Source organism: Paenibacillus sp. OT2-17 (genome assembly GCF_009827695.1).
GTDB lineage: Bacteria > Bacillota > Bacilli > Paenibacillales > Paenibacillaceae > Paenibacillus > Paenibacillus polymyxa_B.
Genome location: NZ_WUDQ01001067.1, coordinates 1 through 503, shown reverse-complemented (window position 1 = coordinate 503; position 503 = coordinate 1). Strand labels below are relative to the sequence as shown.

Here is a 503-nt window from a genome sequence, read left to right as displayed (position 1 = left end):
TGCGCGGTTTTGTAGGTCCTAACCCGAACTTGAATTATCCGAATATTACGGATTTTGATCATCCTGTTACCGTGGGTGCGCATATGAACGGTGATGACCTGACGAATAATCATGTTCAGCTATCCGAAGCACTGAAGCTGTCAGAAGGAGTATATGAGCAGGTAGCAGCAGAATATGCCGCTTTATCCGGTCGGGAATACCCGATTTTGGATCTGTATCATATGGAGGATGCTGAGGTCGCGGTATTCCTGTTGAATTCGGCGGCTGAATCAGCCAAGGATGTGGCGGATCAACTCCGCGCGCGCGGGATTAAAGCTGGTGTGATACGTCCGAATATCATCCGACCGTTCCCAGCCGCACAACTGCGGGAAGCATTACGCGATGTCAAGGCGCTGCTGGTAGGTGAACGTGCAGATTCGTATGGGGCAGACGGCGGTAATTTAACGCATGAAATTAAAGCGGCCTTGCAGGAGGACCCGCTGAACCGGACACTCGTGTTGAGT

Annotated in this window: 1 pseudogene; it reads left to right on the top strand. The window is 51.5% G+C overall.

The window, feature by feature from the left end:
* Positions 1 to 503: pseudogene (locus GRP75_RS29070) on the top strand (pyruvate synthase); the annotation flags it as partial.